The organism is Bartonella sp. 220B (genome assembly GCF_026930205.1).
Taxonomy (GTDB): domain Bacteria; phylum Pseudomonadota; class Alphaproteobacteria; order Rhizobiales; family Rhizobiaceae; genus Bartonella.
Genome location: NZ_JANHOI010000011.1, coordinates 1 through 26412, shown reverse-complemented (window position 1 = coordinate 26412; position 26412 = coordinate 1). Strand labels below are relative to the sequence as shown.

The window sequence follows — 26412 nt, the reverse complement described above, 5'->3', positions numbered from 1 at the left end:
CATTTTAATGAACATTGATGGAATGAGTCTATGCACGTAGGTAGAAAAATATGTGTATTTTAATGAATAAAGCTTTGGTTGGAAAATTCATCAATTGAGTGCTTTATATAGAGAGTTTTTTTCTACAATAGGTCTAAATTCGTATAAGAAGTGTAAAATAGGGGAATACTTATCCTTATTTTGGGGGACGTTGTTGGTAATTAATATTGTTTAGAATATCAAAGAAAACAGAATACCAATCATCTATCCAAGGTTTACATAACGCTACACTTGCAAGCAGTGCATTATATGACAACAGATCCACAAATACAAAAAGTGGAAAAATATTTTTTCCACTTTTATTGTTGTCTATTGGATACGACCACTCGCATGAGCAAGCATAGTGTAAACTTTTCCAGTATCCGATATCAGATATTTTCGAACTGAGTTCGAAGAAGCTGAATCGTGGGATACATCACGTAATAGTTTTTCAAAATCTGCAATATATTGATTAACTGAGTGTTTAAAGTCAACATCGTTCATATATTTTTTCTTAATCATTTCAAATATGGTTTTTCCATTCAAAGTATAAAGGTGTTCGGTCACGATGTTTTTTTGTCCACGCCTATAATGAGCCCATAGCTCAACGACCGCATTGTGGTTAATAGCCCGCACTATACTTGCTGCTAATGTGTTAAGAGACTCACTTACAGGTCGCGATTTTGTTTGTACAGGGACAAAAACCGCATCATCAGGCATTTCATCATACCAAGTTTCTTCACGTGAAGCTCGTTCTAAAAGATTCGATACCCATTTATTTTGCCTTTTTTTGCTTTGGTCTTGTTGCAAAATAGGTTTAGGGGGTATTATCTTTTTAATGAATTCAGGAGAACTTCTATCCTTTCTTTGAAGTGTTGATGTTGTAGGAATTGTCGATATTAGCTGCTCATTTGCATTATTTTGATCAACTTTTTGTACAACACTTGCTAAGTCCTTTAAGGCTGTAATTTGTTCATTGAGAGCGCTGCGAATTGTTTGCGTTGTTTCTTTTGTCGTTGCAGGGAGTTTTTGAACACTCTCATGAATATCATGATTAATTTTTGAAAGTTCTAAACGAACTTCATCAGCTGAGCGACGTATATCTTCTGTTGCTCCTGAAAAACGCGTTGAAGCTTCATTAATGAGCTGGTTAAGTGATTGTTGGAGTGAATGTGTGGAATTACGCGCATTTTTGTTAGTGCGCTCGAGTGCTGTGCTGAGAACATTTTCATAATGTTCAATCAGTTGATTAATTTCATTAGATTTTGAAACAAGAGCATTGCTTAATGCAGAGAGTGTGTTGTGTTTTTCTTCAAGTGTTGCATTAAACGAATTTTCAGATTTTTCTAAAACTTGAATAGCTTCAGCAAGTGTTTCAGCATGTTTACTGAAACTACTTGTTATGTGAGCAATTTGTTTAAATGTGTTTTGTGAAAGTCCTTGCAAAATCTCAATATTGCTATTGAGTGCTTGATTCGAAGCTGATAAATGCTCTGCTACTTGGTTAGTGTTGCGGAAAAAGCTATTTGCAGTCTCGCTGAATTGACCATCAATATTCTGAACAGCTGATAATAAAACATTGCTATTTTCATGAAAGTTGTAAATTGACTGATTTAATTGTGCAATGATAGATGAGACATTATTGACAAGATCTTCCTTCATAGCAGTCACTGTTTGAAGTGTTTCAGAGTTTGTTTGTGCTAAGCTATTTACGAGAGATTCACTGTGTGCATAAATCCTTTGTTCGGCATCTTGTGTTGAAAGGGAGAGTTGTTCACCAATATGCTGTGTTAAATAACCAATTGACTCCGTTGTACTTTGCGCAGCTTGGTTTAAATGGTTTGTCAACTCTGTAATTTTTCCAACATGTTCTGAAATTTGAGTAGCTGTTTGATTTTTTGCTTCTTCCAAGCGGCTACTTACATCAGAAAGCTGATATCCTAAATTATTTTTAAGATTCTGCATGGAATGATGAAGAACATTGCATCTTTCGTTAAGGACTTGTTCAATTGTTATTGTTGAAGTGTGAATTGTTTCATTCAATAATGCTTGTGCATTATGACTGGCTGTTGCGAAAGCTTCGATAGTATGGGCTGTTTGTTCAGAAAAAACAGACAAAACTTTTTCACTAGTATCATAAACCGTTTGTTTAACGTTTGATACAATGCGATTTCCAGATTCCGAGAGAATATTTTCTGCTTGTACAGCAACATTTGTAACAGATGAAAGTATCTGTTCGCTTGTAGAAGAAAGAATATCAGAGGCCTTTATAATCTTGTTATGCAAGTTATCTGTGACCGTATTCACAGAATCTTCTAATGTGATTCGCATATTATCAATGTTTGATTCCAGCGTTTGTTGAATCATCTGACTTTGTTCATTATTAAGCATGATAGATGTTTTTAATGTGTCAGAGCGTTCTTCAAAAGCAGATGTTTGCATCTCAATAGTTTCACATACTTGATCAAGCTTTTCTGACAAGCTTTCTTCTAATGTTATTGCACGTTCAAAAATTTTGTGTGCACCAACTTCCAGCTTTGTATCAAACGATTCCATGCTTGTTTCAAGAGTTTCAAAAAATGTACCACTCGATTGAGAGAGGGTATTTTTTAAAATTTCGGCATGGTTTTCGAGGTTTTTAATATGTCCTTGAACAGTTTCTGTAATATTCTTATTGTTGGCAGCAATTGCATTCTCAACTAAATCTATCTGTTGTTTTAACGCAACATCCACATGTATATCACTTTTTGTAATGAGATTATGGATTGTTTCCATCCGCTGTTCGAGTGTACGTGCTTGATCTGCAAGAACTTCGTTAAGAGAAAAACTATTAATCGCTAAAGAGTCACGCAGAGCGTCAGCACGTATGTCAATATTTCTAGCTTGTGCTTCTAGGGCCTCTTTTGTTGTATTGCTACTTTGTACAATGACTTCTTGTAGTTTTTCTGTGCATTGAACTATATTTGCAACGTGATTTTCAGCATATTGATCAACGATTTGAACATTATCAACCAAAATCTGTTCAAGATTTGAGGTGTTTTCAGCTAAAACATCAATTTGATTTTTTAGTGTCTCAGCGATTTTATTTTTTTCATTATCAAGCATATCTGCCATGAGAGTTCTTTGATCAGAAAGTTGTAATTTGAAGTCTTTTGAGCGTTCTTGTATGATATCAATAATAGCACTATCAATATGCTGAACTTCTTCTCTTAGCTTTTCTTTGCTTTTGTCGATTGCAGAAAGGATAGTTTCATGTCCATTTGTAAATGCTTCGGTAATATCAGCTGTTTTTTCTTGGAGATTTGCATTAATTTGTGAAACGTGGGCTTCTAAGAAATTACCAAGCTTTTCAGCATTATCTTCTAGAGTTTGACTACGAGCAATAAAGGATTCAATTATGGAATTGCTGTGTTCTTTAAGAGAAAGATCAACCGTTGCTAAACGGTTTTCAAAAGCTTCTATCGCTTCTGAAGTTACGTTATCAAACTTGGAAGAGAGTTTATATGCTTTTTCATCGAGTTGAATGATTTTTTCATCAAAACTCTGTAGAAATTGATGATTGCGATCAATAATGGATTCATCCAGTGTTTTAAATTTTTCATCAACATTCTGTAAGGTCTGGTCTGTTGCTGTTTGTATATGGGTTGCAATTTTAGCGATATGCATTTCAGCTTTAGCTGCTGTTTCATTAAAGGCTTTTTCTATTTGTTTTTCATTATTATCAAAACGTTCTGAAAAACCATCAAAGTTTTTCCCTAATTCGTGAAAGAATGCTGTATTTTTTTGCTGAATCTGGGTTGTGGTTTCATTAAATTTTTCAACAAGCTGATTTGTTACATCATCACCTGCATAGGAAAGTTTTGCAACAAGATCTTCCCCTTGTTTTTGTAAGGTTTGGGAAAGAGTTTGTGCAAGCTTTTCAACATTGGTGACAATTTTGGAAGTCACTAAGCCGAATTCATCACTTAGTTGTTCCTGTGTTCCTTTAATTGTTGACTGTACGCGATCAGCATGATTCAAAATGGCTATGCGTTCATTGCTTAATTCTTTGATTAATGTGTGTATGCGTGATTCGTTTTCAGCATAGGCTTGTTCCAGATTATGGACTTCCCCTTGTATGATTGCTTCAAGTTCAACAGCACGCCCAAGGGTGCGTTCAATTCCTTCGTTCATAGCTGCGACTTCTTCACGAATGGTTTGCCCTATAGCGATAGCTTGCTTTTCAGAGATATGTTGTGGCTCACTGAGGCGTTGTGCAGCATTTGTCATAAGAAGAGCAATATTATGCAATTCGTTTGAACGCTTTGTTAATTGAGCAAATCCCCAAGAGAGAAGGATAGGGATTACTGTTCCGGCCGCTACTGCTAATCCCGTTGAGGATGTAACAAAGGTGGTGATATTTGATAAGGAATTGAGTCCAGCAGGAGCAAGCTTATGAGCAATAAAAGCACCCCCTGTTGCCCATAGAGCACTAAGCGCTGTTGTACACCAATAGATTCGTGAAGTGGAACGCTGTTTTAATAAGCCAAAATTTAAAGGAGTTGTTATATCATCATTGGCAGGAAAAAGCTGTGTAGATAACAATGTATTATGAACAGTTCCACCTGAAAGGTCAGGATTAGGTTTTGAAGAAAAAAGCTGTTCAACAACCGATTCATCAATAACAGCATTATCATGAATATTTGAAACAAGTGTTGAAGTATCATTTTCAGCAAAAATTTCTTCTTCCGCCATTGCAATCTTTTGAATTAATTCGTCTACATTAATGACATTTTCAGAATTATTGGCTGATATTGTCTCCATTGCCGCATCATTATTAAAATCAAAGTTCATAGCTTTCGAAAGAGCTTCTTCAACTTCAATTTCAAATGTTTGTAACTTCGTTCTGCGTGCCATACTCGCCTCGTACTCTTACAGATGGAAAAGGGATACGTCCTCCTCCAGATATCCCGACATACTAGCTGTTAATTATTTAGAAAGGAATATGTTTTGGAAAAAATTTTAAAAACTTATCAAGATAAAGTTAACGGGGTTCTTTTGACCTGTTCATAAATGGTGTAAAATATAATAAAAACAATATAGTGTTTGATTACAATAAAGACAAAAACACTGTTTACAATTTTCATTTATAGGTAGAATGACGAGTTTGCTACATTCATTTTTATTGATTCTAAATGAGAGAAGTTAGCTATATACCCCTAAGATGTTATAATTTTAAAAAAGTATCCACATTATAAAATGGTTATTCATAGCAGTTCGTAAAAAGTGAGGGTGCGGAGTTTTTTATATTTGATGATAAGTTTTTTACAAGTTATGATATTCATCATTGTAGAGAGCTTTTTTTCTTGATATTAAACTGTCTTTTGCTAATTTTTGAAGCTCCTACGTTGACAATTGGTTATTTTTCAGTCGATATGCGTGCACGAGTGTTTTATGCAATTTGAGATGAAGGTGTAAGAATAATGGCAGAACGATCACAGCACCTGCAAGATGTATTTCTAAATACAGTACGCAAGCAAAAAATTTCTCTTACAATTTTTCTTGTAAATGGGGTTAAACTAACGGGTATTGTAACCTCATTTGACAGTTTTTGTGTCCTTTTGCGTCGTGATGGACATGCGCAATTGGTTTATAAACATGCTATTTCTACAATTATGCCTGGGCAACCTGTACAGATGTTTGAAGGTGAAAATTCTGAATAAACAAGATATATTTCATTGTAAACCTCTTATCCCATTTATAAAGTGCTTTAGATTGCCATGTTAAATGAAAATGAGAGATTTGGAGGATTTCCTTCACAAGTTGTAAGACAAGTGCCCACTGTTGTTTTGGTTCCGATTTGTCAAGAAAATAAAAGTGAAAATGCCTCAGGTAGTTGTTCAGTATCTTCTCGAATTCAAGAGGCGTTAGGGCTAGCCCGCGCTATAAGGTTGGAGGTTGTTTATTATGAAGCAATTAATATAACCACTCTCCGTCCTGCAACTTTATTTGGAAAGGGTAAAGTAGATGCGTTTGCTCATTATATAAGTGAATATTACGTTGAGCTTGTCATTATAGATTATTTTTTAACACCCGTGCAGCAAAGAAATTTGGAGAAATTATGGAAGTGTAAAGTTATCGACAGAACAGCTTTAATTCTTGAAATTTTTGGGGATCGTGCGCGTACAAAAGAAGGGGTTTTGCAAGTCGAATTAGCGCATCTATCTTATCAGAAAAGCAGACTTGTGCGTAGTTGGACACACTTGGAAAGGCAACGTGGTGGACATGGTTTTTTAGGAGGGCCTGGTGAAACTCAGGTTGAAGCGGACAGGCGTCTTTTGCAAGGAAAGATTACTCGTATCCGACGCGAATTGGAAACAGTTACAAAAACACGTGCTCTTCATAGAGCGAAAAGAAAAAAAACATCCTATCCTGTTGTTGCTTTAGTAGGATATACTAATACAGGAAAATCAACGCTCTTTAATCGTTTGAGCGGTGCGGATGTCCTTGCTAAAGATATGTTGTTTGCAACGCTTGATCCGACTTTGCGCAAGGTTATTCTACCCCATGGAAAACCTATTCTTTTATCTGATACTGTAGGTTTTATCTCTAACTTACCAACGCATTTGATTGCAGCTTTTAGAGCAACTCTTGAAGAAGTGATTGAAGCTGATCTCATTCTCCATGTGAGAGATATGTCAGATTTTGATCATCGTGCCCATGCCAAAGATGTTTTAGAAGTTCTTTCAAGTCTTGGTATTGATATTGACGATACAGAACATATCATGGAAGTTTGGAATAAGATTGATATATTAGATGAGCATGCATTGAATGTTTTGCAAACAAGCGCAAAAACACGGTTAAATCCTGCAGTTATGGTTTCAGCACTCATGAGTGATGGACTTGGTCAATTATTAACAGCTATTGAAAAGCGAATTTTTGGAGAAATGCAAAACGTTGAATGTCTCTTAAAACCTCATGAAATGCCACTTATTAATTGGTTTTATAAAAATTCTAGTGCAATAACGCAGGAAGGGCATGGGGACGGTTCTGTTACCATTAAAGCCGTACTTACCTCTGAAGCAAAAAAACAACTCGATCATATCAAGCAAAATATGAATTAAAGTTTTTTGAGATATTTCTGTACTTTATTTCTGCATTTTCACATTTTTTTCTCTCAAAATAATATGATTTCAAGTTAAGAGGATAGTTACTACTTTCTCTTAATAAAAAAATACGAAGTATTTTACTGGTTGAAATAAAGATGAGTCTTGAATATAACAAAAGGGTTTTTGTACGCACGGTTCCGCGAAATATTTTAGTTATTTTGCTGTTCACAATTCTGTGTGCATTTTCGATTTGGTTGTTATATGACTTTAGTCGTCCGCGGACATACAGGGCAACTTTGACATTTTCCTTGTCTGATTCTGCAGGAAAGCCATTATCAATTCATAAACAAAATAATATTCTTGCATCTTTATTTTCACAGCCTATACCTCTGAATGATCCACTCTTACAGAGTTTTTCTTCAAATGCTTCTCAGAAAAAAGATTTTCATGAGAATATTCGTTTGTCTCGTAATGGTGATTTCATTGATCTTACTTTTGAAGCAGGAAGCTTTGAAGCTGCTCGACGTGGATTAGAAACGTGGTTTTCTGCATTTTCACAAGCAATCATAAAACAGAAAAAAAAATTATTGTTAACAGAGCAGAACGTTGGTCAACAATATGATAAGACTGAGATACTCAATATCGTGCGAGGATTTCGTTCATCTGTTGATTCTTTCATTTATCACAATGTAAAACAATCAGAACTTAATGATCTCTCTGTGCAATTAACACAAGCAACTTTAAAGCGCATTCATTTAACGAGTTTGAATTCCACGATTAACATGATACGGGAAAATGGACAGTCTTTATTGTCTCTGTCCTTTATTGCAAACAATCCAATGATTTCTGCACTAGAATCTAAGCGTGATCTTTTAGAGACACAAAGAGCGCATATGGTTGCACAATTAGGATGGACACATCCTCAAATTAAAGCGATGACTGCCGAATTAGAGGTGATTTCTCATCAATTAGAGAAGAAAATTTTGCAAATTATTGATCAAGTTCATTCAGATGAGGCTCTTGCAACAGAATTTGAACAACAACTCAAAAAAAGGATTAGCTTTTTTGTAAAAGAGCAATCCCAGTCTTTGAAACAAATATTTAACGAGCTTGAAAATAAAATAAGAACAGTGGTGGATGCACAAAATAAAGAGATGAGTAAGAATTCTCTTCTGTTGCAAAATACAAAAATTCATGTGGTTGTGCCAACAACATTGGTGCCTTTTTCTTTTATGGCTCTTTACGGAAAAAATGTTATTATCAGTGTGTTTGCAGGCTTAGTTGCTCTTTTGCTAGGACTATTCTTGTTTCGCCAATGCTCTGGAATAACAAAAGATCAACGGAAAGAAGATGACTTTAAAAATGATGAGAGCACTTTAGACATTAAGGAAATAAAAAGTCATGATGAATCTTTTATTACAATAGGGGAATTATCCGATTTTTTGAAATGTCGTGCTTCAACAGTTGTTTCAATAATTGGGCCAGAGGCTGCAAGAACGGCAGCAAAGCTCTCTTTACTTCTGATAAAAGAGCATAAAACAATTCTTTTGGTGGATATTTCTGGTCAACAAATAGAGAAAGTCATTGGTCCACATAGAGGAATGAGCGATATTTTGACGGGTAATGCCCAGTTTCAAGATGTTATTTATCGTGATTATGATACGGGAGTTGATATTCTTCCCCAAGGGTTAACAAGTGCCGTTTGTGCGCAAGATTTTTCAAATGATATCCCAAATCTCTTACAAGAATTTAAAAAGGATTATGATTTTATCATTTTAGAAATGGCAAGCGAACCCAAATATGGATTTGACCAATTTGCAAAGCTCACAGACTATTATATTTGTAGTACTGCTTTTCATGAACAAAATTGGATGATGAAAATGATGAAGAGGTTTCCGAAAACTATTTACCGTGTGGTTGCATCATAAATATCGTAGAAAGCTCATCACATATGATAATACTCTGCTTGTCTTCTAATAAAATTGTAGTACATATTAAAAAAATAGCTAGGATTTACTAGGGTTTATAAGTTTAGGTTTTAAAATAAATTGTGGTTGGAGAATGACGTGGGGCAATTAGAAATGACAGTAAAGAGATTGAACGATACCGTTTTAACACCATTGCAAAAGAAAAATCGAAAACAAATTCAAATGTGGCTTTATTCTATTTTATTGCTTTGTTTGGCAATAGTTTTGGTGGGGGGAGCTACCCGCTTGACGGGATCAGGATTGTCGATAACTGAATGGAAGCCTATACATGGTGTCATTCCACCGATTGGTGTGGATCAATGGCAGGAAGAATTTTTAAAATATCAACAGATAGCGCAATATAAGCTGCTTAATCGTGATATGACGTTAAGCGCGTTTAAGGTTATTTTCTGGTGGGAATGGGCGCACCGTATTCTCGGGCGTCTTGTTGGTCTTGTCGCCTTAATAGGTCTCATTTGGTTTTGGGCGACAAAACGTATTGAAAAAAATATTTTGTTTCAGCTTACCGTTGTACCAATCCTTATAGCCTTTCAAGGGTTTATTGGTTGGTGGATGGTGGCTTCTGGTATTGGTCAAAGTGATTTAACAAGTGTGAGCCAATATCGTTTAGCTTTTCATCTTATCACAGCATGTTTTGTTATTATTTTTGTTACTTATTTATCTAGAGGACTTACGGAATATTCAGAAAAACCAGCAAATCGAAAGATTCAGTATTTTGCAGGATGGTTTGTTGTTTTTATTTTGATTGAGATTTATTTGGGTGCTTTGGTTGCAGGCCTTCATGCTGGAAAAGTCTATAATACATGGCCGCTTATGGATGGTCAGATCATACCCGATGGATTATTGCAGCATAATCCTGTTTGGCTTAATTTATTTGAGAATCCTTTAACTGTTCAATTTATCCATCGTTTTTTTGCTTATTTTTTGTTTATTGCAGCAGTTGTTCATGCCTTATATGTACGGAGCAATGTTCCACAGTCAACGCATTCTCGTCGTGCATTTTTTATGTGTATTATGATCATTCTTCAAGCAATCTTAGGTGTTTTCACATTGTTACATGAGGTTCCTATCAGTTTGGGGCTTATTCATCAAACTGTTGCATTAGTCATATTGTGCTTTTCGGTTGCGCATTGGCGAGCAACAAAGGGAGCGTATCATGTTGTTAAATAACATTTCAGAGAAGTTAATTTCCTGAAAGCATTAAGTCGAGATTTTGAATAACAGCTGCGGATGCACCTTTTCCTAAATTATCTAATAGAGCACAGAGATTGAAAATTCCTTCGCGCTCGTTGCCAAAGACGAATAACTTTATTCCATCTTTGTGTGCGAAGCATTCTGGATTGAGTTTAGTAAGGGCATCTGTTTCGTCTTGTGATGCAACTGATATGATATTCTGTCCTTTATAATGGTTTTCGAGAATTTCACGTAGATCAGAACAGTTCGCTGATTTTGTAAATAAGTGGCGATGGAGTGGAATATTTACAATCATTCCTTGAGGAAAACGACCAACGCTTGGGACAAAAACAGGTGTTTGGTTTATTTGCCCATAGATTTTAATTTCTGGCACATGTTTATGTTCAAGATTAAGACCATAGATAAAATAATTTTCTCGCGCATCATTTTCGTGAGATTGGTTTTCCATTTGTGCAATCAATTGTTTTCCCCCTCCCGTATAGCCAGATATTGCATTAATTGATATTGGATAATGAGCGTCAAGCAGGCCTGCTTCACGGAGTGGACGAATCAAGCTAATTGCACCGGTAGGATAACATCCAGGATTGGATACGTAATGAGCTGCTTGGATACGTTTTTTTTGTCCTATCGTCATTTCAGGAAAACCATAGACCCAGTCTGGTGCCACACGGTGAGCTGTTGAGCTATCAATAATTCTAATTTTTTTATTATTTTTAAGCCAGTTAACTGTTTTGCGTGCAGCATCATCTGGAAGACATAAAATAGCAATGTCAGTTTGGCTAAGACAGTCTCGTCGCATATCAATATTATGTCTCTCTGTATGAGTAAGAGAGAGTAATTGAAAATCCGAACGCTCGGCTAGTCGTTTTTGTATTTGTAATCCGGTTGTTCCGTGTTCACCATCAATAAAAACTTTCGTTGTCATCCTATTGGCCTTGAATTAATTTTTTCTACTGTATTGAGCTTGTCATGTTAAAATTATTTTAAATTATTAACAATTTTAATGGTAGTTATTAAATGATTGAATTTCTTAAGATTATAGATCTTTTTATTTGTAGAAAGTGTGATAAATAGACGTGTGAGAAGAGAAACTTCATACTTATTTTACCTCATTTTTATGAGGGAAGGGTTTTCTATTTTATATGGCAAAGAAATAAGATAAATGTTTATACCATTTTTGAGTGAAAGTGGTTTAAAATGTTTGGTTTGCACAGTTTGCTGTGTTATCGTCCCATTACTTTATTTTTTATATGTTAGGAATGTGTTTTATGACTCAGCAAGAAAATGACACACAAAAGCGCTTTTTTAATGATAGTTTACAAACCGTTGATAGGGCAATTTTTGATGCAATTAAGGGAGAGTTTGAGCGTCAACAACAAGAAATTGAGCTGATTGCGTCAGAGAATATTGTTTCAAGAGCAGTTCTTGAAGCACAGGGATCAGTCTTAACCAATAAATATGCAGAAGGTTATCCAAGAAAGCGCTATTATGGGGGATGTCAGTTTGTTGATGTTGTTGAGGATTTAGCAATTGAACGCGCAAAACAGCTTTTTGGTGCTGCTTTTGCAAATGTTCAGTCTCATTCTGGTAGCCAAATGAATCAAGCTGTATTTTTAGCTTTACTTCAGCCTGGTGATACATTTATGGGGTTGGATTTAAATGCTGGTGGTCATCTCACACACGGTTCATCCGTTAATATGTCAGGAAAATGGTTTGATGTTGTTAGCTATGGTGTGCGTCAAGAAGATCAGATTCTTGATATGGAAGAAGTTGAACGGCTCGCAAAAGAACGCAAACCAAAGCTTATTATAGCAGGTGGTTCGTCTTATCCTCGCCTATGGGATTGGAAACGGTTCCGTGAAATTGCAGATGAAATCGGTGCTTATTTTCTCGTTGATATGTCTCATATTGCTGGTTTAGTTGCTGGTGGTGTTCATCCTTCACCTGTTCCACATGCGCATATTGTAACAACAACGACGCATAAATCGTTGCGAGGTCCTCGTGGTGGATTGATATTAACAAATGATGAAGTTTTAGCCAAAAAAATTAACTCAGCAATTTTTCCTGGTCTTCAAGGTGGTCCTTTAATGCATGTGATTGCGGCTAAGGCTGTTGCATTCGAAGAGGCCCTACAGCCTTCTTTCAAGAGTTACATCACTCATGTTGTTGCGAATGCAAAAATTTTAGCAAAAACATTACAGAGTAATGGTTTTGATATTGTTTCTGGTGGTACAGATAACCACTTATTGTTGGTTGATTTGCGTTCTAAAAATGTGACAGGAAAACGCGCTGAATTGGCTTTGGGACGAGCAAATATTACCTGTAATAAAAATGGTATTCCTTTTGACCCTGAAACGCCATCTATAACGTCAGGAATTCGTTTGGGATCGCCAGCTGCAACGACGCGTGGTTTGGCAGAAAAAGAATTTATTCAAATTGGTGAGCTGATTTCAGAAGTGCTTGATGGTCTTAAAGCAGCAAAAAGCGATGAGGACAATAGTGCCGTTGAAATGGCTGTTAAGAAAAAAGTAAAAGATATAACGGATAAGTTTCCTCTTTACTCTTATCTTAGCACTTGTTAAGGGTGTACAGGAGATGCGTTGTCCTTACTGCCAGTATGAGGATACACAGGTTAAAGATTCTCGTCCTGCAGAGGAGGGGGCGGTTATTCGCCGCCGCCGTATCTGTGCTGTTTGTGGTGGTCGTTTTACGACTTTTGAACGTGTTCAGTTGCGTGAGCTTTTAGTCTTAAAAAAAAGTGGTCGAAGTGAGCTCTTTGATCGTGATAAATTAATGCGATCAGTTGATATAGCAGTGCGTAAACGCAATATTGATCCGGACTATATTGAACGGGCAATTTCTGGCATTGTACGACAACTCGAGAGTTTGGGGGAACCAGAGATTCCTTCAGAAAAAATTGGTTGTCTTGTGATGGAAGCATTAAAAAGTATTGATGATATTGCCTATATCCGTTTTGCTTCTGTTTATCGAGATTTTCGCAATGCAAGCGATTTTCATGATGTTATAGACGAGTTGTCAAAGGATATAGCGGATACAGAATCTCATTTTGATGAATAAAAAAATGCAAGATAAGCGGTTTATGGCTGCAGCTATCCGTTTAGCAGAGCGTCATGTTGGTCTTACCGGTGAGAATCCTTCAGTTGGTGCGTTAATTGTGCGAAACGATGAGGGGGCAGGGACATCTATTGTAGGATATGGTGTAACAGCCATTCATGGGAGGCCTCATGCTGAAGTACAAGCATTACAAATGGCTGGAACTTTAGCTCATGGTGCAACAGCTTATGTGACTTTAGAGCCTTGTTCGCATTATGGAAAAACTTCACCATGTGTGAATGCTCTCATTGATTCAGGTGTTTCGCGGGTTGTTATTGCTCTTACTGATTTAGATAAGCGGGTTGATGGTCGTGGGATTGCTCTTTTACGGGCAGCTGGTATTGAAGTGGTTGAGGGCATTCTTGCTGAAGAAGCTTTTGAAGCATTGTGTACGCATTGGTGTATAAAAAAGTTGCAACGTTGTGCTGTCACTTTAAAAATGGCAATATCTGCTGATAATGGTGTGGGAAAAAAGGGGCAGGGGGGAATAAAAATAAGTGGAATGATTTCTCATACCTATACGCATATTTTACGCGCTCAAAATAATGCTATTCTCGTTGGTATTGGCACTATATTAGCCGATGATCCACAATTGAATTGTCGTTTGCCAGGGATGGAAAGGCGTTCGCCAATACGTGTCATTTTGGATGCAGATTTATGTATCCCTCTTGATGCAAAAGTTATTCAAACAGCAACAAAAATTCCTACGTGGATTATTTGTGATAAAAACCTTGCAAAGAAAAGCAAAAAAAATGCGCTAGAGCAGTATGGTGTTTCTGTGTATTCGGTAAAAATGGATGATGGCTGCATGCAGCCCCTTGCTATTTTACAGCTGCTTTATCAACGTGGAATCAATAGTGTTTTACTTGAGGGAGGAGTGAAGACAGGAGAAAAGTTTTTAAATTCTGGTTGTGTGGATCATTTGATATGCTTTTATGCTCCCATTATTTTAGGCGAAAACCGTATTGAAGCTCCTCATTTTGAAAATTATCTCTCACAATTTCATAAAATTGAAGCAAGAATGTTTGGAAATGACCGTTTTTATAAATGGAGGCGTAAGACGTTATGTTCACAGGGATTATAACGGATATCGGTTGTATTAAAGATGTTCAATCTTTAAAAAAAGGGCTGCGTTTCAATATTTCTACGCGTTATGCTGTTGAAAGCTTAGAGATTGGTTCGTCCATTGCGTGTTCAGGAATTTGTTTGACAATCGTTGAACGAGGATCAAAACAGGAAAATATGAGTTGGTTTGCTGTGGAGGCGTGGGAAGAGGCATTGCGTTTGACTAATCTTGCCCAATGGACAAAAGGAACATGTATTAACTTAGAGCGTTCTCTCCGATTGGGTGATGAAATGGGGGGGCATTTGGTTTCTGGTCATATTGATGGTTTGGCTGAGATCATTGATCAAAAAAATGAAGGTGATGCAGTTCGTTTTTTCCTACAGGTTCCAACACAATTTACGCCCTTTATTGTAAGCAAAGGTTCTATTGCACTTAATGGGACGTCTTTGACCGTGAATTGTGTTGAGGACTGTATTTTTGATATTCTTATTATTCGTCATACACTTGAAATGACAACTTGGGGACAAGCTAAAATTGGAGACCAAGTCAATTTAGAGATCGATCCGTTGGCTCGTTATGTTGCAAAGCTTTCTGGTTTTAAAATAACAGATATGTGAGTTGAAGGTTATTGTAATTTTCAAAATTTTGTACTCTATAAGCCTAATTTTTTTGGTTAATTTTTATGGGATCTTGTTATGATAAAAGAGAAGCATAAAAAGTTGCATCTATTGATCGTTGAAGCGCGTTTTTATGAGGGGATTTCTGATGCTCTTCTTGCAGGCGCAGTAAATGCTTTGCAGAAAGCTGAAGCAAGCTATGATATCGTGACAGTTCCAGGGGCATTAGAAATACCAGCTGCAATAGCTTTTGCCGAAAAAAAGAGTAAGTATGATGGTTATATCGCACTTGGCTGTGTTATTCGAGGTGAAACATATCATTTTGAAATTGTTGCGAATGATTCTTGTCGTGCATTGATGGATTTAACTGTTCATAAACATTTAGCTATTGGAAATGGTATTTTGACTGTTGAAGATGAAAAACAAGCATGGGAGCGTGCAAAACAGGATAAAAAAAATAAAGGTAGTTTTGCTGCTAAAGCTGCTTTATGTATGATCGCTCTAAAAAAGAGATTTGGAGATAATCATTAAATATGGCTGATATAAAAGGAAAATATTCTCCGCGTTCAGCCAATAAACGTGGAGCAGCAAGACTTGCTGCAGTTCAAGCCCTCTATCAAATGGATATAGTTGGTTCTGGTGTAATGGAAACGGCAGCTGAATATGAGGCTTACCGTTTAGGAAAAAATATTGATGGAGATCAGTATCTTGATGCTGATTTTCAATGGTTTTTAGCTATTATTACGGGTGTTGTAAAGAATCAAAAACAGCTTGATCCTATGATTCATCAACAGCTTTCCACAGAGTGGTCACTCTCACGTCTTGATTCCATATTACGGGCAATTTTGCGTGCAGGTTTATGGGAATTGATGAATCGTCAAGATGTGCCTGTTGCTGTTGTCATGAATGAATATGTGGATATAGCAAAAGCATTTTTTGATGGTGATGAACCAAAGCTCGTTAATGCCGTTCTTGACAGTATGGCAAAAAAAATTCGCCTTTAAGAATGTTTTCTTAGTCTCAACATTGTCGGGACTGATAGTTATCAGTCCCGAGATTATCAGTCCTATACAGATTGTTATAATCTAGTTATGTGTTGGCAAATTCGCAGGACCTTTAATAATCTGGATTAAGAAAGGCTGTTCTTTTGTAGCGGTTGGAGTTGTTTGTGTGATGAAATCGAATACTTGTCCATTTTGTAGACCATAATGCGCTACTTTAGTAACTTGGTTGTTTTTATTGAAATAAATAGCCAAAACTTTACGGTCAATAATTTTTGTTTTCATAAATTGCATCGCACGATAGCGCGTTTGTGAGATATAATAGAAGACCTCATTATCATATTTTGTCTTAAGTGAGGGGGTTCCTAAACTTAAAATAACTTGCTCCTGACTTGATCCAACAGAAACAGAACTAAGAGCATTATTATCAAGAACATAACCTTCTTGATATATTTGGCTTGAACCTGAAGAATCAAGAATACTACAACCAGAAACTACTACCATGCTTGCTATTGACAGACCAATCAATGACTTACGTTTGATTAAGGCTGCTATGTGAGGCATTTGAAACAATGATATCTCCCTTTTATACTTAAATACATGACAAGAAGGTAACCTCAAATTTTTTTTATCATTTTAGCTTAATCTGCCATAGCTTACATTGAGTTTCCCTGTTATAAAGTAGTTATGCCATATAGAATTTCTTTAGAAAAGAAAAAAATGAGTGAAATGTACTTTGGCTAAACAAAAGTGCAATACATTACATCCTATATTCGGGAGTCGTTAATGAATCTTCAAAATGTTTCTCAAATAACATTTGCTTTGGCTTATCCTATATCAGTACGTTCTCTACCAGCTAAGGGCATAAAGGTTTCTATTTGTGCAAACCAGCAAGAGTGCGCTCACTTGGCTCAGAATCATAATTTGGTTGAAGTAAAATCTTGTGAAGGAAAATTCCATATTTTCCCGTGGAAAAAACGCGGAGTACGTGTAAAAGGTCTATTGCGGGCACGTATAATACAGTTATGTGTTGTTACACTAGAACCAGTAGAAAATATTCTCCGTGAAAATATTGAGGTTGTTTTGGTCCCTGAAGACTCAAATTTAATAAAGCCAAAAACAGCGGAAGATACAGGAGAATTATTTTTAGATGTGGAAGGACTAGATACACCAGAAGTATTTTATGGCGATAAAATTGATATTGGTGCAATTATGGAAGAATTCTTTGAGTTGTCCATTAATCATTATCCGCGCAAAGAGGGGGTAAAGGCGTGTGTAATTGAAAATTTAGAAGAAACTGAGCAAAAATCATCGCCATTTTCTGTTTTGGAAAGTTGGAAGCGACTGTAAAAACATAAAAAAATTATCTATTGTGTTGCATTATAAAAACAGTATTTTCTGCGGAGCTATTTTCGCAGAAGGTGTTTTGTGGTTATTCAGTAGAAAAAATCGTAATATGCTTTTAAAAGAGTAAATGAAAAGATGTGGGATATGCAAGCGTGATTAGAATTTCTGTGGATGTCATGGGCGGTGATTATGGTCCAGAAGCAACTATTGCAGGAGCAGCAATTGTACAAAAATATTTGTCAAATATTTATTTTCTGTTTTATGGGATAGAGGAAGCTGTTACGCCGGTTTTAAAAAAATACCCTTGTTTGGCTTCTGTATCCCGCTTTTATCCTACAGAAAGCTATACCCGTATGGATGAAAAGCCAAGCCAAGCCCTTCGCAATGGTCGTGGTAAATCATCTATGTGGTATGCAATTGAAGCGGTAAAAAATGGAAAGGCTGATGCTTGTATTTCTGCGGGCAATACGGGGGCACTCATGGCGATGTCTTATTTTTGTTTAAAAATGATGGCAGAGGCTGAACGCCCTGGAATTGCAGGTATTTGGCCAACGCTTCGCAGTGAAAGCATTGTTTTGGATATTGGAGCAACGATTGGTGCGTCTGCGAGCCAGTTGGTTGATTTGGCCGTTATGGGGGCAGGTATGTTTCGTGCTCTCTATCATACTGAAAGGCCGAGTGTTGGTCTTTTAAATGTGGGTGTTGAAGAGGTTAAAGGTCTTTATGAAATTAAAAAAGCGGGAATGATATTACGCGAAGTGCATTTAGAAGGACTAGAATATAAAGGATTTGTTGAAGGGAACGACATTGGAAAGGGAACAGTAGATGTTGTTGTAACAGAAGGATTTTCCGGTAATATTGCTTTAAAAACTGCAGAGGGCACTGCGCGACAGATAGCAGAGATTCTAAACTCCGCTATGCGCAGTTCTTTTTTAACATCTCTTGGTTATTTTTTATCGCGGAGTGCTTTTCGTGCATTGAAACACAAAATGGATCCCGATAGGGTGAATGGTGGGGTGCTTTTAGGTTTAAACGGTGTTGTCATAAAAAGCCATGGAAGTGCTAATGCTAATGGCTTTGCGTCTGCTATCCGCGTTGGTTATGAGATGGTTAACAACGGACTTCTGAAAAAAATAACTGCTGATTTGCGGAGGTTTCATGAAAATAAAGCAACACTTTTAAATCAAGAAGATGAAGCGACCATAAATGAGAAGAACTTATGATAAGTTTTTGTAATATAATTAAAAAATTTGAAGAAAAGGTTAGGGCGTAATGATTCGATCCGTTATACGTGGTGTAGGAAGCGCCTTGCCTCAAAAAAGCTTATCGAATGATGAGATTGCAACATTTGTTGAAACATCGGACTCATGGATTGTTCAACGTACAGGAATACGTCAGCGTTATATTGCCAATAAAAATGAAACAACGGTTTCTTTAGGCGTTGAGGCTGCACAAAAAGCACTTATAAATGCTAGTTTAACAATAAAAGATATTGATTGTATTATTTTAGCAACTTCAACACCAAATCGTACTTTTCCTGCTTCTGCTGTTGAAATTCAACATGCTTTGGGAATGACACATGGATTTGCTTTTGATATTCAAGCTGTTTGTTCTGGTTTTATTTTTGCTTTAACAACAGGAGATGCCTATTTACGCTGTGGAGCAGCCAAAAGAATTTTAGTTATTGGGTCTGACACATTTTCTCGAATTTTGGATTGGAAAGATCGCACGACATGTGTTTTATTTGGCGATGGTGCGGGTGCTGCTATTTTAGAAGCACAGGAATGTAAAAGCAATCTTGCTTTTGATTGTGGCATATTGGCTACAAAATTACGCTCTAATGGCGCATATATGGATAAGCTGTATGTTGATGGTGGCCCTTCAACAACGCAAACAACGGGCTATTTACGCATGGAGGGACGAGAAGTTTTTAAATATGCAGTTGGTATGATAACCGATGTGGTTGATGATTGTTTTGCAGCAGCAGGTATGAATTCTTCACAATTAGATTGGTTTGTTCCTCATCAAGCTAATAAACGTATTATTGAAGCATCAGCTAAAAAATTAGGAATTGCTTTAGATAAGGTTGTGATTACTGTTGATCAGCATGGTAATACGTCTGCAGCATCAGTGCCATTGGCTTTAACAACAGCTGTTTGCCAAGGGAAAATTAAAAAAGGAGATCTTATTATGTTAGAAGCTATGGGAGGTGGATTTACGTGGGGAGCAATTCTTATTCGTTGGTAAATTATAGTCTCTTGACCATATTTGAATAAAACGTATAAGTCATTTTGTAATTTTTAATATTTTAAATAGGTGGTTATAATGACAAGTAAAACAGTAACGCGTGCAGATTTAGCGAGCGTAGTTTGTAGAAGGGTAGGCTTGTCACATACTGAATCAGCAGCTTTGGTTGAGTTAGTTTTGGATGAAATTTGCAATTCCCTTGTGAGAGGTGAGTCCGTTAAGCTTTCTTCTTTTGCAACCTTTCAAGTTCGTAGTAAAAATGAACGCGTTGGACGGAATCCAAAAACCGGCATTGAAGCGCCGATTCCACCGCGACGTGTCGTGACATTTAAGGCTGCAAATGTCCTTAAACAAAAAATCTTAGATTCGCATCGTGCAAAACAAAAAAGTAATATCACATAAATAAATACTGTTACGATGTTTGGCGTTTGTTAAAAAATTGTATTATAAATTGAGTTTTGCATTTTATTTCGAGAAAAGGCTTTTGAGTTTAAAAATTGTCAAGTATGGTCCTATTTTTGACCGGTTTTGTTGAAAAATTAGAACTTTATGGGTTGTTGTGTAACCAAGAGTGTTTTAGATAAGGTGTTACAAATGGATAAGAGCTCTGATGCTTTTCGCACCATTAGCGAAGTAGCCGAGTTATTGGAGCTTCCGCAACATGTGTTGAGATTCTGGGAAACGCGTTTTAGGCAAATTAAACCAATGAAACGTGGGGGAGGAAGGCGCTATTATCGCCCAACCGATATTGAGTTGCTCAATGGCATTAAGCAGTTGCTGTATGATCAGGGGTATACGATAAAGGGTGTACAGCGCCTTTTGAAAGAGAATGGTATCGCTTTTGTTACTGCATTTGGTAATGGTGATCTTGAAGCTATGAATGTCGTAATAGAAAAGAAGCATGCAGGACAAACTTTTGAAACTTCTAGTAGTGAGCCTAAAAAGTCTTCTTTTGGGCTTTTGAGTTTCATGAGGAGCGGAGGGGACGCATCTATTGGTTCTGTTAATATTCACAAAGATAAAACAGATAAAGCATTGTTACAAGAGACGCTGTTTGAACTTATTGAATGTAAACGTGCGCTTGATAGAGCGCGATAATTTTATCGATTCTTTTGTCTTTTAGTGTATTTTTAAGCATTTATTAAACGGCGTAAATCTGGTGGTGTTGCTTCATTGATAAGTTGTTCAATCGATTCTTCTATAGACAAGAAGAGCTGTTCTGTACTTCCTAAGCGGCGCATACTCACACTATTGGTTTCAGATTCACGTTTACCGCATACCAAAATTACCGGAATTTTTTGTAAAGAGTGTTCACGTATTTTATAATTAATTTTTTCATTACGAAGATCTGATGTTGCAGAAAGTCCAGCAGCTTTAAGTTTTGCCGTTATTTTTTTTGCATATTCATTTGCTTCAGATGTAATGGTCGCTACAACGATTTGTTCAGGAGCAAGCCAAAGAGGCATATGTCCAGCAAAATTTTCGATTAAAATACCAAGAAAACGTTCCATTGATCCAAAAATGGCGCGATGGATCATGACAGGTTGACGTTTTTCTGAATCTTTATCAATATAAAATGCACCAAAACGTTCAGGAAGATTAAAGTCTATTTGTGTTGTTCCACATTGCCATTCACGACCGATAGCATCTTTTAATGTATATTCAAATTTTGGACCATAAAATGCACCTTCACCTGGGAGGATACTTGTTTTGATTTGTCCTGCAAATTTTGTCTCAATAGTTTTAAGAACGGATTCCATGATATTTTCTGCATGATCCCATAATGCATCAGTTCCAACTCGCTTTTCTGGACGTGTTGAAAGTTTAAGGCTGATTTCTTTAAAACCAAAGTCAGCATAAGTTGATAAAATTAAATCATTAATATTGAGGCATTCATCAGCTAACTGCTCATCGGTACAGAATATATGTGCATCATCTTGTGTAAAGCTTCGCACACGCATAAGACCGTGTAAAGAGCCTGAGGGTTCATAACGATGGACAAGACCAAATTCAGCAAGCCTTATAGGCAAATCGCGATAAGATTTTAAACCATGTTTGAAAATTTGCACGTGACCAGGGCAATTCATTGGTTTAAGAGCATAAATATTTTCATGATTCCAATCTTCTGCCGCTGGAATTGCTTTGAACATATTCTCTTTATACCATCCCCAATGACCAGATATTTCCCAAAGTGATCTATCGAGAACTTGCGGTGCATTAACTTCCGCATATTGATGATCATCAAGACGTCTACGCATATAGTTGATCAAATTTTGGAACATTTTCCAGCCTTTTTTATGCCAAAAAATCATTCCTGGCCCTTCTTCTTGAAAATGAAATAAATCCATTTCACGTCCTAAGCGGCGATGATCACGCTTTTCAGCTTCTTCTAGTATGTGCAAGTAGGCTTTTAAGTCATTTTCATTGGCAAACGCCGTGCCATAAATTCTTGTGAGCATTGGATTATTGGAATCACCACGCCAATAAGCTCCTGCGACTTTCATCAGTTTGAAAGCATTGCCTATTTGTCCAGTAGATTGCATGTGTGGACCACGGCAAAGATCAAACCAATTACCTTGATAATAAATTTTTAAATCTTGATTTTCAGGAATGCTTTCAATAAGCTCTACCTTATAAAGTTCGCCCTTTTCAGAAAAAATCTCTTTTGCTTTTTTACGAGACCAAATTTCTTTTTTGAAAGGTTTATTGCGTTGAATAATTTCACGCATTTTTTTTTCAATGATAGTGAGATCATCCAATGTAAAAGGTTGTTGGCGTGCAAAATCGTAATAAAAACCATTTTCAATAACAGGACCAATTGTCACTTGTGTGTCAGGAAAGAGTTCTTGTACTGCTTCAGCTAACACATGTGCACAATCATGACGGATGAGTTCAAGAGCACGTGGATCTTCTCGGGTAATGATTTCTATTTGACCAGATTGTTCTAATGGATCTGATAGATCTCGAGTGATTCCGTTAAGGCTATAGGCGACTGCTTTTTTCACAAGTGATTTAGAAATGGTTTCAGCCAACTCTAAGCCAGTCATTTTGCTAGGATAATCACGTTTTGAACCATCAGGAAAGGAAAGAGAAACAGAACAAGACATAAAACAACCTTTTACTCCAATTCCGCTAACGGTTGCGGATGATTTCCTGAAAACTGAGTTATATTTAATTTAAAGTTTATAGACTTTTTTTATCAATAGGCATGGAAAAAGAAAAGAATTATTTATCGTGTTTTGTAGAAATTTTCCAGTAACGCCAAGGTTTATAAAAACAACAACTCTTTTCAGGAGAGGTTGGGACTGGATCAAATCCATATGTTCCAAATGGACCACAACGTAGGATACGAAAAAATCCCATCCATGCACCAGCCCATAGTCCGTGGCGTGCAATTGCTTCATAAATATATTCTGAACAGGTTGGTGCATGACGACACTGATTTCCTATAAAGCTAGAAAGCGTTATTTGATAAAAACGTATCAAGAAAATGCCAAGTAATCGTCCAGGTGTTTTTCGCCAAGGTCCCACATAATTTCGCGTTTTTCTGTTTTTTTGTTGGAACTGCAATATGAACATTTATTTTTCCTCAATTTGTTCAATACAATCTATGACGGCATCAAAGGGAAGCATTACTGATGTATGACGTGCTTGATAATTTTTAATCGGTTGCAAACAAGAGAATGCTTCAAATGGAGCTTGGGGAGGTGGACCATCTTTTGTGAGCATGTGATAGATAATTTCACGTAACATTTTAAGATTTTGTGTTGTCTGTCCTATAATATGAGATGCTAAAAGGGAAGTTGAAGCTTGTCCTAGTACACATGCATGTCCTTCGTGAGCAAAATCTATAATGATATTGTTTTTTATTTTTAGATCTACAGTAATTGTTGAACCGCAAAGGTGTGCGTGTTTTTTTGATGTTGCATCAGGATTATTAAGACGTCCAATTTTGCTTATATGGGCGGCGTGTTCAAGTATTTTATTACTATAGAGATTGTCAATCATGAGCTCTTACCTGAAATTTTAAGAGTTTTTATTGCTTAACCTTTTCATTCGCTTATATAGAGATTATACAAAATGAAATAGATATGAAGCAAATCCTTTGCTAGGGGATAAAATTGGAGTTTTAAAATGCAAGATGTTGTTAAAGGAGGTTCGGTAGATCCATTTTTATCTGGAAAGCGTCCTAGTTTTAGAGAGGTAGAAGAAGCGATTCGTACATTGTTGTTATGGATAGGAGAAAATCCAAATCGAGAAGGACTTGTCGACACTCCAAGACGTGTAGCTAAAGCGTATCGCGAGCTTTTTATTGGTTATAGCAAATCCGTTGAAGAGATCTTAGATACAGTTTTTGAAGAAGTTTCAGGATACAATGATGCAATAATCATGAAAAATATTCCTTTTTATTCGCATTGTGAGCACCATATGATCCCCATCGTTGGGAAAGCTCATATTGGCTATTTTCCTGATACAAAAGTTGTTGGCCTTTCAAAAATTGCACGTGTTGTAGACATTTTTTCCCGTCGTTTACAAACGCAAGAGGCTATGACCGCTCAAATAGCTGGTGCTTTGGTGGTTCATTTACAGCCTCGTGGTGTTGCAGTGTTGATTGAGGCTGAACACATGTGTATGGCTATGAGAGGAATTCAAAAGCAAGGTACGACAACGATTACAACAAGTTTTCGTGGTTGTTATGAAGAAGACCAAGGTGCACAGGATAACTTTATGAAGATGGTGCAAAGATTATAATTAACCAACGTATGTTCTATTGCGCTATCATCATTTAGGAAAAATAAATCATAGGAAAGAAAAAATAGGCTTGTACCTGGCTTTATGATTTGTTAAAGCCAGAAATCAATGTATTTCACTTCACCATGTGCGGTCGTGGCGGAATTGGTAGACGCGCAGCGTTGAGGTCGCTGTGGGGCAACCCGTGGAAGTTCGAGTCTTCTCGACCGCACCAGTTATGGATTTTCTACAATATCACGTGATGTTGTTTTTTATCTTATTTTATTGTTTTTATTTAATTAATTGTCTTTTATACACGACCTTGATATCTGATGAATCTGTCAAAAGCGCAATTCAAAAGGTGGTTCAAAAGGTGGTTTAAAAAGTGATTAGGAAAACAAGAACACGTGATAAATTATCCGCCTTATCTGTAAAAAATTTACCTAAAGGTAAATATGCGGATGGAGCTGGACTATGGCTTATTAAAACGACGCAGAATCAAGGACGTTGGGTTTTTCGATTCGATTTCAATAAAAAACGTCGTGAAATGGGATTAGGCTCTTGTAGCGTTGTATCTTTAAAAGAAGCAAGGCTTAAGGCTACAGCTTGCCGTGATCTTTTAAACCAAGGTATTGACCCGATTCGTGAAAGGAAAAATGAAAAATTACGGCGGGCGGTTGATGATATTTCTTTAAGAGAAATTGTTTTAAGCGCTTTTGAAGCCAAGAAAAGTGAATTGAAGAACGAAGGAACAGCAGCAAGGTGGTTAACACCTCTTACATTGCATGTTTTTCCTAAGCTTGGAGATATAGCAATTACTGAATTGACGCAGATTGATATAAAAGAGTGCTTATCCCCTATTTGGAAAACCAAAAATGAAACAGCAAGCAAGGCTTTATCGCGTTTGAATATTGCTATAAAGCATGCCGCAGCACGTGGTATAGATGTGGATATGCAATTGGTACCAAAAGCAAAAGCTTTATTGGGAAAATTTATTCAAAATGTTCAAAATATTCCGGCTATGCCATGGAAAGAAGTTCCGGCTTTTTATCAATCCTTAGATGATAATATTGTATCAAATTTAGCCTTAAAACTTTTAATTTTAACGGGGGTTCGTTCAATGCCAATTAGGCATATACGGTTGGAGGAGATTCATCAATCAATATGGATAATTCCAAAAGAAAATATGAAGGGGATAGTTGGAAAGGTTTTTGATTTTCGTGTACCTCTTACAGATGAAGCGATTGCTATCATTGAAAAAGCAAAAAGAATCGAAAAAAATGGATTTTTGTTTGTTGGAAATTCTGGAAAGCCTATATCTGATATGACGCTTTCTAAATTTATGAAAGATAGAGGGATTGCTTATCGACCTCACGGATTTAGATCTAGTCTTCGTGATTGGATAGCAGAGACAACATCAACACCATTTGAAATTGCGGAATTTACTTTGTCTCATTCAGTGGGGAATTCAGTCACAAAAGCCTATATGAGGACTGATTTTTTAGAACAGCGCCGTGTTCTTTTAGAACAGTGGGCGTCTTTTGTGACTGGATGTTGATTGTTACGATAGTGGTGGTAATTCTATAGAGTCTCTTTCTGCTTTTTTGCTTTCAATATAGTGATCAACTTCAACGATATCCCATTTTAAGTATCGCCCTTCTTGTATTGGTTTAGGGAAAGCACCAGATTTTACAAGCTCTCTAATATAGGTCATAGACATTCCAAGATAAATTGAGAGGTCTTGTATATTGACGAGCCTTTGCAAGCGCATTGATAGTAAAGCTTGTTCAAATAAACTTACTTTTTCTATTGAGGCTTTTAATTTTTCTTCATTCATCTAAATTGATCCTTCTTATTATAATTATGAGAGGGTAGGGGTGCAAAGAAGACTTTAAAAAACGCACCCCCATATGGGATTAAGCAGCTTTTGTTGAGATCTTTTGTATCTCTTGTTCTATCTGAGTTAAAAAAGCTTCGACTGCTTTATTAATTTCTTCAATT

At 36.6% G+C, this 26412-nt stretch carries 24 protein-coding genes, 1 tRNA gene and 1 pseudogene; 18 read left to right on the top strand and 8 right to left on the bottom strand.

Annotated elements, in window-relative coordinates:
• Positions 1-348: 348 nt before the first annotated feature.
• Positions 349-4914 carry a hypothetical protein gene (locus NPX99_RS07150; RefSeq protein ID WP_269031184.1) on the bottom strand — a complete coding sequence of 1522 codons (4566 nt, stop codon included), beginning with the start codon at positions 4912-4914 and terminating at the stop codon, positions 349-351.
• 566 nt (positions 4915-5480) lie between these two features.
• Between NPX99_RS07150 and hfq the strand changes: the two genes are divergently transcribed.
• The 4 genes from hfq (at position 5481) to NPX99_RS07130 (ending at position 10264) form a co-directional block, all read left to right on the top strand.
• The gene (gene hfq / locus NPX99_RS07145; protein ID WP_269031183.1) at positions 5481-5720 is read left to right on the top strand and encodes an RNA chaperone Hfq; all 240 of its coding nucleotides are present in this window, start codon (positions 5481-5483) and stop codon (positions 5718-5720) included.
• A 57-nt stretch (positions 5721-5777) separates the two neighbouring features.
• A complete protein-coding gene (hflX, locus tag NPX99_RS07140) occupies positions 5778-7121 on the top strand; it encodes a GTPase HflX (RefSeq protein ID WP_269031182.1) in 1344 nt (447 codons plus the stop codon).
• A 140-nt stretch (positions 7122-7261) separates the two neighbouring features.
• Positions 7262-9034 (top strand): hypothetical protein, encoded by a 1773-nt coding sequence (locus NPX99_RS07135; protein ID WP_269031181.1) that lies wholly within the window; start codon positions 7262-7264, stop codon positions 9032-9034.
• 138 nt (positions 9035-9172) lie between these two features.
• Positions 9173-10264 carry a COX15/CtaA family protein gene (locus NPX99_RS07130; RefSeq protein WP_269031180.1) on the top strand — a complete coding sequence of 364 codons (1092 nt, stop codon included), beginning with the start codon at positions 9173-9175 and terminating at the stop codon, positions 10262-10264.
• A 13-nt stretch (positions 10265-10277) separates the two neighbouring features.
• Here the strand turns inward: NPX99_RS07130 and argC are convergent, their stop codons facing one another.
• Positions 10278-11213, bottom strand: a complete 936-nt coding sequence (gene argC, locus NPX99_RS07125; protein WP_269031179.1) for an N-acetyl-gamma-glutamyl-phosphate reductase — start codon at positions 11211-11213, stop codon at positions 10278-10280.
• A 343-nt stretch (positions 11214-11556) separates the two neighbouring features.
• Between argC and glyA the strand changes: the two genes are divergently transcribed.
• From glyA to nusB, 6 genes are all read left to right on the top strand, one after another.
• A complete protein-coding gene (gene glyA / locus NPX99_RS07120) occupies positions 11557-12870 on the top strand; it encodes a serine hydroxymethyltransferase (RefSeq protein ID WP_269031178.1) in 1314 nt (437 codons plus the stop codon).
• Between the two features lie 13 nt (positions 12871-12883).
• Entirely contained in the window at positions 12884-13366 is a 483-nt protein-coding gene (nrdR, locus tag NPX99_RS07115; protein WP_269031177.1) for a transcriptional regulator NrdR, read from the top strand.
• Positions 13359-14486 carry a bifunctional diaminohydroxyphosphoribosylaminopyrimidine deaminase/5-amino-6-(5-phosphoribosylamino)uracil reductase RibD gene (ribD, locus tag NPX99_RS07110; protein WP_269031176.1) on the top strand — a complete coding sequence of 376 codons (1128 nt, stop codon included), beginning with the start codon at positions 13359-13361 and terminating at the stop codon, positions 14484-14486. Before nrdR ends, ribD begins: the two co-directional genes overlap by 8 nt.
• Positions 14468-15085, top strand: coding sequence for a riboflavin synthase (locus tag NPX99_RS07105; RefSeq protein ID WP_269031175.1), 618 nt, complete (start codon positions 14468-14470; stop codon positions 15083-15085). The genes ribD and NPX99_RS07105 overlap by 19 nt, the downstream gene beginning before the upstream one ends.
• A gap of 78 nt (positions 15086-15163) precedes the next feature.
• Positions 15164-15616 (top strand): 6,7-dimethyl-8-ribityllumazine synthase, encoded by a 453-nt coding sequence (locus NPX99_RS07100; RefSeq protein WP_269031174.1) that lies wholly within the window; start codon positions 15164-15166, stop codon positions 15614-15616.
• 2 nt (positions 15617-15618) lie between these two features.
• Entirely contained in the window at positions 15619-16089 is a 471-nt protein-coding gene (nusB, locus tag NPX99_RS07095; protein ID WP_269031173.1) for a transcription antitermination factor NusB, read from the top strand.
• 81 nt (positions 16090-16170) lie between these two features.
• Here nusB and NPX99_RS07090 read toward each other — a convergent pair whose 3' ends face one another.
• Positions 16171-16650 (bottom strand): outer membrane protein assembly factor BamE, encoded by a 480-nt coding sequence (locus tag NPX99_RS07090; RefSeq protein ID WP_269031205.1) that lies wholly within the window; start codon positions 16648-16650, stop codon positions 16171-16173.
• A 222-nt stretch (positions 16651-16872) separates the two neighbouring features.
• Here NPX99_RS07090 and NPX99_RS07085 point away from each other — a divergent pair, with 222 nt between their 5' ends.
• The 5 genes from NPX99_RS07085 (at position 16873) to NPX99_RS07065 (ending at position 20778) form a co-directional block, all read left to right on the top strand.
• Positions 16873-17436 (top strand): YceD family protein, encoded by a 564-nt coding sequence (locus tag NPX99_RS07085; protein WP_269031172.1) that lies wholly within the window; start codon positions 16873-16875, stop codon positions 17434-17436.
• Positions 17437-17585: 149 nt separating this feature from the next.
• A complete protein-coding gene (gene plsX / locus NPX99_RS07080; RefSeq protein WP_269031171.1) occupies positions 17586-18656 on the top strand; it encodes a phosphate acyltransferase PlsX in 1071 nt (356 codons plus the stop codon).
• Positions 18657-18705: 49 nt separating this feature from the next.
• Positions 18706-19680 (top strand): beta-ketoacyl-ACP synthase III, encoded by a 975-nt coding sequence (locus NPX99_RS07075; protein ID WP_269031170.1) that lies wholly within the window; start codon positions 18706-18708, stop codon positions 19678-19680.
• A gap of 78 nt (positions 19681-19758) precedes the next feature.
• On the top strand, positions 19759-20082 hold the full coding sequence (locus NPX99_RS07070; protein WP_269031169.1) for an integration host factor subunit alpha: 324 nt from the start codon (positions 19759-19761) through the stop codon (positions 20080-20082).
• Positions 20083-20274: 192 nt separating this feature from the next.
• A complete protein-coding gene (locus NPX99_RS07065) occupies positions 20275-20778 on the top strand; it encodes a MerR family transcriptional regulator (protein WP_269031168.1) in 504 nt (167 codons plus the stop codon).
• A gap of 32 nt (positions 20779-20810) precedes the next feature.
• Here NPX99_RS07065 and thrS read toward each other — a convergent pair whose 3' ends face one another.
• The 3 genes from thrS to NPX99_RS07050 all read right to left on the bottom strand — a co-directional run bounded on the left by thrS (position 20811) and on the right by NPX99_RS07050 (position 23688).
• Positions 20811-22787 carry a threonine--tRNA ligase gene (gene thrS / locus NPX99_RS07060; protein WP_269031167.1) on the bottom strand — a complete coding sequence of 659 codons (1977 nt, stop codon included), beginning with the start codon at positions 22785-22787 and terminating at the stop codon, positions 20811-20813.
• A gap of 118 nt (positions 22788-22905) precedes the next feature.
• Positions 22906-23259: a membrane protein insertion efficiency factor YidD gene (gene yidD / locus NPX99_RS07055; protein ID WP_269031166.1), complete on the bottom strand. Its 354-nt coding sequence runs from the start codon at positions 23257-23259 to the stop codon at positions 22906-22908.
• Positions 23260-23688, bottom strand: coding sequence for an iron-sulfur cluster assembly scaffold protein (locus NPX99_RS07050; RefSeq protein WP_269031165.1), 429 nt, complete (start codon positions 23686-23688; stop codon positions 23260-23262).
• A 126-nt stretch (positions 23689-23814) separates the two neighbouring features.
• On the opposite strand from NPX99_RS07050, the gene folE reads away from it, so the two are divergent.
• The 3 genes from folE (at position 23815) to NPX99_RS07035 (ending at position 25969) form a co-directional block, all read left to right on the top strand.
• The gene (folE, locus tag NPX99_RS07045; protein ID WP_269031164.1) at positions 23815-24432 is read left to right on the top strand and encodes a GTP cyclohydrolase I FolE; all 618 of its coding nucleotides are present in this window, start codon (positions 23815-23817) and stop codon (positions 24430-24432) included.
• Between the two features lie 129 nt (positions 24433-24561).
• Positions 24562-24646 (top strand) — tRNA-Leu (locus tag NPX99_RS07040).
• A gap of 150 nt (positions 24647-24796) precedes the next feature.
• Positions 24797-25969: a tyrosine-type recombinase/integrase gene (locus NPX99_RS07035; protein WP_269031163.1), complete on the top strand. Its 1173-nt coding sequence runs from the start codon at positions 24797-24799 to the stop codon at positions 25967-25969.
• A gap of 3 nt (positions 25970-25972) precedes the next feature.
• Here the strand turns inward: NPX99_RS07035 and NPX99_RS07030 are convergent, their stop codons facing one another.
• Together NPX99_RS07030 and NPX99_RS07025 are read right to left on the bottom strand one after the other, a co-directional pair.
• The gene (locus NPX99_RS07030) at positions 25973-26248 is read right to left on the bottom strand and encodes a helix-turn-helix transcriptional regulator (protein ID WP_269031162.1); all 276 of its coding nucleotides are present in this window, start codon (positions 26246-26248) and stop codon (positions 25973-25975) included.
• Positions 26249-26327: 79 nt separating this feature from the next.
• Positions 26328-26412: pseudogene (locus tag NPX99_RS07025) on the bottom strand (lambda exonuclease family protein); the annotation flags it as partial.